At 33.7% G+C, this 6,734-nt stretch carries 5 protein-coding genes and 1 pseudogene; 3 read left to right on the top strand and 3 right to left on the bottom strand.

Annotation, left to right across the window (positions count from 1 at the left end; translation table 11 throughout):
* Both ACJ5GX_RS00150 and ACJ5GX_RS00145 read left to right on the top strand, forming a co-directional pair.
* The coding region (locus ACJ5GX_RS00150; protein ID WP_495292561.1) for an ankyrin repeat domain-containing protein at positions 1 to 976 on the top strand (976 nt) is incomplete at its 5' end.
* 476 nt (positions 977 to 1,452) lie between these two features.
* Positions 1,453 to 3,147, top strand: a complete 1,695-nt coding sequence (locus ACJ5GX_RS00145) for an ankyrin repeat domain-containing protein (protein WP_096097158.1) — start codon at positions 1,453 to 1,455, stop codon at positions 3,145 to 3,147.
* A gap of 486 nt (positions 3,148 to 3,633) precedes the next feature.
* Here ACJ5GX_RS00145 and ubiA read toward each other — a convergent pair whose 3' ends face one another.
* The 3 genes and pseudogenes from ubiA to infB form a co-directional block, all read right to left on the bottom strand.
* The gene (gene ubiA / locus ACJ5GX_RS00140; RefSeq protein WP_007302787.1) at positions 3,634 to 4,521 is read right to left on the bottom strand and encodes a 4-hydroxybenzoate octaprenyltransferase; all 888 of its coding nucleotides are present in this window, start codon (positions 4,519 to 4,521) and stop codon (positions 3,634 to 3,636) included.
* A gap of 3 nt (positions 4,522 to 4,524) precedes the next feature.
* The gene (locus tag ACJ5GX_RS00135) at positions 4,525 to 4,875 is read right to left on the bottom strand and encodes a ribosome-binding factor A (protein WP_006015187.1); all 351 of its coding nucleotides are present in this window, start codon (positions 4,873 to 4,875) and stop codon (positions 4,525 to 4,527) included.
* Between the two features lie 9 nt (positions 4,876 to 4,884).
* A pseudogene (infB, locus tag ACJ5GX_RS00130) lies at positions 4,885 to 6,510 on the bottom strand (translation initiation factor IF-2); the annotation flags it as partial.
* Positions 6,511 to 6,526: 16 nt separating this feature from the next.
* Between infB and ACJ5GX_RS00125 the strand changes: the two are divergent.
* On the top strand, positions 6,527 to 6,734 hold a 208-nt coding region (locus ACJ5GX_RS00125; protein ID WP_495292560.1), incomplete at its 3' end, for a hypothetical protein.

Genomic DNA, 6,734 nt, shown 5'->3' with positions numbered 1-6,734 from the left:
TGCTGCTGAACATTCCTCTACAAAGGCAGTAAAAGTTCTAATAGAAGCTGGAGCAGATATTAATGCAAAAGATAAGAATGAACGAACTCCTTTGCATGCTGCTGCTGAACATTCCTCTACAAAGGCAGTAAAAGTTCTAATAGAAGCTGGAGCAGATATTAATGCAAAAGATAAGAATGAACGAACTCCTTTGCATATAGCTGCTGTAAAGGGTTATACAGAGATAGTAAAAGTTCTAATAGACTTAGGAGCAGATATTAATGCAAAAGATAAGAATAAAAAAACTCCTTTGCATCGGGCTACTGAAATAGGCTTTACAGATATTTGTGAGGTTATACTAAATCACATAGCAAGACTAGAAGTTGCTGGCTTATATGTAAGTGAGGAAAATTTACAAAAGAAAAATGAATTTATAACCACTTCAACCGAGAGGTATAACAATTATTTACAGCATCTTAAAAATTGTGAAGAAGAAGTTAAAAAGATTAAAGAAAGAAATAAGTCACTATATGACTTTTTGAGGGAAAATGACGTTAATAAAATGGCTGGCATATGGGAGCAAAATGAAAACGTACGTAATGAATTTGATAATGAAGAGAATTTAAAAAAGCTATATCCAGAATATGCACATATTTTAATTAATAAGGCTGATGAAGTAAAAAAAGAAATTTTCCTGCACAATAATAAACCATTGGTGGATTTTCTATCAACACATTATAGATATGATTTTCAAAAGGCGAAATTCTTTGGCATGGAGAGATTTTTTGAGGTGCACAAAAATGACTTTAAAGAAGAAAGAGTAGGAGTCCGAAATAATACACTATTTTACTTTGTAGACTTTAATGTTGAAAAGAGGTACGCTCCTAAACTAAAATTACAGGCGTTTGTAGAGACAATTGGAAACGAGGGTGTAAACAGCAATCTTCATCACCCAAACACTGAACAAACTCAAGGAGCTAGTCAGTCTCTTAATTAAAGAGGGATACATGGAAACCTGCTGCAAAAACAAAAAGAGGTGTTTCTCACTTGTATAAAGTATTTTTAAACGTGATTTTTTAATATCATAATTACTATGAAAACTGGGGCTTTCCTTTTGCAGCAGTTCTTGAGTTCCAGCAACAGACCAATCCATCCCAAAACGAACTCTTCTCTCACTAGCCGGTTTTAGTTGTTGGGAATGGTTGTTTTATTTAAATTTTTAGTAATATATACTATTAAGTCAGTATTAATTCGTTAAGAACTTTCATTAAAGATTATCAAAAAAACTTCTAAATAGGGATTGACAAGTTTTAGAGATGGAGTATTTTATGAAAAGTATATTGAGCTATTAATTTTTTATGTACAATAAATATGATAGTGAAAATATTTTTCTTTATATTATGAGGTAGCTGTTTTATTCAGAAAAAGATTTTTTTCTTACTTTGAAATTGAGTTGTTTTTATGGAGGGTTAAATGATTAATGAATTATTTGCTACTGTACGTAGTGGAGATGCCAATCAAGTTGCGGATCTTATCAATAAAGGGGCTGATGTTAATGCCAGGGGCAATAATGGCAATACCCCTCTGCACTTAGCTGCTCTTGCAGATGAATTACAGGTAGCAGAAAAGCTTATAGAGGGAGGGGCTGATGTTAATGCTAAGAACAATCACGATGCTACTCCTCTGCACTGGGCTGCTCTTAACCAGCGCTGCAGTATAGTAGAAAAGCTTATAGAGAAAGGGGCTAATGTTAATGAGCAGAATAAATACAATAATACCCCTCTGCACTATGCTGCAGGTTATGGTAGCTTAAGTGTAATAGAAAAGCTTATAGAGGAAGGGGCTGATGTTAATGCTAAGAACAATAATGGCAGTACTCCTTTGCACTTGGCTACTAAAAATGATCACTTAGATGTATTAGAAAAGCTCATAGAGAAAGGAGCTAATATTAATGAAAGAAACAAATATGGTAATACCCCTTTACACTGGGCTGCAAGTTATGGTAGGTTAGATGTAGTAAAAGAGCTTATAAACAAAGGAGCTGATATTGATGCTAAGAACAATAATGGCAATACTCCTTTGCATTGGGCTGTTAAAAGCAGTCATTTAGAAGTAGCTAAATTTCTTATAAGTAAACATGCTGACGTTAACGCTAAAAATAAAGATAGTTGGACATCTTTGCACTTTGCAGCTGCTTATGGTAATTTAAATATAGTTAAGCTCATTCTTGATAAAAGTGATTATGTTGATGCTAGAGGAGCTTTAGCCATGGCAAATACGCTTAATGAAGAAAACAGCTTAGAAATACGAAACCTTCTAGAGGAAAGAATAAGGAAAAATGAAGAAACTACACAACATTTTATAAGACATAGGCGTCATCGATACTCACAAGAGGAAGGCAGTTCTCTATCAATAGGTGTCCATAATCGCCGTAGTATTGTAAAAGAAGATGAAAATTCATTGCAAAATGATAAAATAGGAGTTACAAGCGGAGCAAGCAAGCCATCTTCATGGATCAATATTTTTGCTTACACTACAGTAGATACTGTTAAAGGTGTTTTTCAGTTTATTTCTTCTCCTTTTAAGGCAGCTATAAGTATGGAACCTTCTAAAGCTATTACAGTTCAAGGTATTGATAACAACGGTGTACTTCTTTTATTAGATGTATTTATAAGGAAAATCACAGGTCAGAAGTATATTTCCACAGTAGTTCAGTCTATATCACCATTAGAAGCACAGGGCTATGCATTAAATATTATAGAGGAATTTGAGAAAGTAGTAGAACAAGCTGCATTAAAAAGTGGGGTATCAATGCATCGGTTAAATATTGATTGTGTAGAAATGCAGAAAGAGGTTACTGCAAAAATCACGGGTGGTAAGTTTAATGAGATTTCAGGATTTTTAAACTCATATGTAGAGCAAGCATGCCACGATAGAGAAACAGGTAAGTTAAGTCCAAAGAAGTTTAACAAATTTATGGTTGTATTTAATAAGGAACTAGATTTAATAGTAAATCAATCAATAGAGCAGATATTACACAATAGAGATAGTACATTAGAAGTTGAAGAACAGCAAATAAACTTAGAGCCTCAAAGTTATTTAAGTAATACTTCTGTTCAAGGTCATTTAATTCAGGATAGAGGTTTAATAAATCAAGGTAAGGCTTAATTCCTTAGCTTTTTGATTTCATCTAGTAAAAGGTTGGTAATTTGATCTTATAACATCAATGGGCACACTAGCCTTTGTTTTGTATGCATTCAACCAATGTGTGACTATTACGCCACCTAAAAAAATAATCATACACTGTCTTCCATAGAGGAAAATCTTTTGCTCTACTGGCAAATACCTTTCATTATGTATTGTATAACATTAATAATTGTTCTTATTTTGTGCTTTCTTGGCCACACCTTGTGCAACTCTTGGCTCAAGAAATTTCCATTCTTTGTCACTTACATCACCTGGTATATATTTTTTACTGATCCTATCATATTATCTTCCTGATTTCCTTTCAAGATATGTTCTAAAAAGTAGAATCCGTTCAGCAGGGTGACAAAATAAGATAGAAAAGACAGCCATAGAAATAAATGGTGTCATCCCCTGTCATCCCAGTACTTGACACTGGAATGACACCATTTTTGCTTCGATATTTACACATTAGCCATGCATCTGAACGGATACAAAAGTAGAATTTAGAATTCTATCTAAAAGGATACCGAAAAAGAGCAGGAGTCCTATCTGGGAATTATTTTTAAATATGGACATGCATTGATTAGAATCGTCTGGATTGAAATTTTTGTGTTGGTGGTGAAATATGAATCCTATGGCAAGTAAAGCAATATAAAAGATGTTATTTAATGATGATAGTATACCAGCGTACAACCATGCCATTAAGGATATTAAATAAAATCTTTTCAACCAAGATTTTGTTGTATTGCCAAAATATAATGCAGTAGATTTCATTCCTAATTTCTCATCATCTTTTTTATCTTGATGAGCGTATATAGTATCATAACTAAGCGTCCAAAAGACGCATCCTATATAAAATAGCAAGGATTCTATGCTAATCTGGTTTGTTATTGCTGCTGAACCCATGAGTGATCCCATGTTGAAAGTAAACCCTAAAAACAATTGTGGCCACCAAACGTAACGCTTTAGCAAGGGGTAGATAACTATCATGCACATTGAAATTATTCCAAGTATAAGAGTAGTTTTATTGGTTAATAATAAGATTACCAGGGCAATAGACAGTAACAGTGAAAGTAAAGCCAAAGCCTGCTTTATGTTTAATGCACCACTTGCAAGTGGCCTATATTTTGTTCGTTCAACGTGCGCATCTATTTCTCTATCGAAGATATCATTGATTATGCACCCTGCGGGTCTCATTAAAAATGCACCTATAGTAAACAAAACAAGGAGAAAAAGAGCCTGATACGATAGAGAAGTTGAGGCTAAAAGAATGCCGCTTAAGCTAGAAAATAGCACAAGCCACAAACCTGTTAAACTGTGTATTCTCATTAATGAGAAATAATGGTTGAAATACATTAATTAAGTGTGATTATGTAATATTTTGCTTACATTGACAAAATTATCGAATGCTAAATCAGGCTTAAAAACTAACTCAGGTATAAATCGCAAATCAACATAACACAATATAGATTTACGTATTGACCATGCAGATTGGTTCATTTCATTAACAACAGTGCTGATATCATCATTATCATTTTGGATGTTTAATGAAGATAACACAATATATACATCTGCTTTCTTCAAATCTTTGCTTAGCTTTACATCAGATACTACTACTTTTTCATTAAGAACATTACCTTCCATTAAGACTTTTGATATTGCCCTATGTAATACCGATGCTACTTTTAGGTTTCTAATTTCCTTTTTCATATTCAACTACTATAACGTCCTTTCTTCTTGCACTAATTGATAAGCTTCCAAAATGTCTCCAACTTTAATATCGATATTACCCTCTAGCGATATTCCGCATTCAAAATTTACACCCACTTCTTTAACGTCATCTTTAAATCTACGTAGTGCTTTTAACTTTCCTTCATGCACCAATTTGCTGCCACGTACTACCTTAATTAGAGAATCTTTTTTTATAACTCCATCAGTGACATAACATCCGATGATATTACCGGCTTTGGATGAATTAAATATTTGCCTTACAGATGCAGAACCAACACGAACCTCTCGTGTAACAGGCTTTAACATTTTAGTTAGATACATCCTCATGTCTTCAATAAGCTCATATATTATATTGTAAGTATGTATTTCTATACCTTTTTGTTTTGCTAATTCTCTGATTTTTGAATCCACTTTTACATTAAAAGCTAAAATTACTGCGCTTGATGCTTCTGCAAGCAGCACATCTGAATCTGTTACTCCTCCTACTGCTTTGTGTAGAATATTTAATTTCACTTGATCTTTACCAAGCTTATCAATTGAGCTTGATATTGCTTCAATAGAACCAGTGACATCGCACTTTAAAACTACAGATAGTTCTTCTGTTTCACTATCATTACGACTGAATATATCTAAATTACTGTCGTCTAAATCTTCTTGCTTTTTCTTGATTAATTCTAACCTGTATTCAACAATTTCACGAGCCTGCCTTTCAGAGTTTACAACAACAAATTTATCTCCAGCATTTGGTACACCATTTAAACCAGTAACTTCAACTGGAGTAGAAGGTAGTGACGCTTTTTCTCTTTGACCAAGGTGATTAACCATACTGCGTACTTTGCTGTATGTTGTACCAACTATCAATATGTCACCAATCTTTAATGTTCCTTCTTCAACTATTAATGTAGCTGATATTCCTTTAGCTTTATCTATTTTGGACTCTATTACCCATCCAAGTGCTCGACAATCCTCTATTCCTTCTAGCGTCATTAATTCAGCAATTAATAAAATTGCCTCTTCTAGTTTATCTAAGTTGATTTTCTTTTTTGCTGATACTGGCACAATTATAACATCACCACCAAGTTCTTCGGGGATGAGGTCATACTGAGGCAAACTATTAATTATTCTTTCTACATCGCCAGGTTGTGATTTATCAATTTTATTAATGGCAACTATAATAGAGACATTTGCTGCTTTTGCATGGTTTATTGCTTCAACTGTTTGTTTCATGATTCCATCATCAGCTGCAACTACTATCACAACTATATTAGTAATATTGGCACCACGTGCACGCATTGCAGTAAACGCCTCATGCCCTGGTGTATCAATGAAAGTAATTTTTTGCTTATTTTTTGTCGTTAATTGATAAGCACCTATATGTTGAGTGATGCCACCTGACTCTCTTTCTGCAACATTGGATTCACGAAATGCATCAAGCAATGATGTTTTACCATGATCCACATGTCCCATAAAAGTAACGATAGGTGGTTTTGGTCTTTTAGGTAAGTTTTCTCTGTTGCTTATGAAGAGTAAATTCTTTTCTTTATCAGCATCACTTACTCGTTTAGCCGTATGATTAAATTTTTTTGCTATTTCGCATGCTATATCTGGATCGATCAAGAACAAAGGTTATTTGTATAACCTCAGCATTAGAACTAAAGCAGAAGAGGCGGTTATAGTGGGAATTAGTTATGCTGAAGTAAAGACAGAACAAGCTAAGATTTTTCAATCCCAAGGTTTTGTGCATCAATTATTAGAAGGTGCTAAAGATTTTGATGGCAATGAAGCAAAGGAAAATTTAAAGGCAGAACTAAAGAACTTATATCACTTGATACCAAGTA

It is taken from the genome of Wolbachia endosymbiont of Tuta absoluta, from assembly GCF_059414725.1.
The sequence above is the reverse complement of the archived record's forward strand: the minus strand, read 5'-3'. Positions and strand labels throughout refer to the sequence as shown.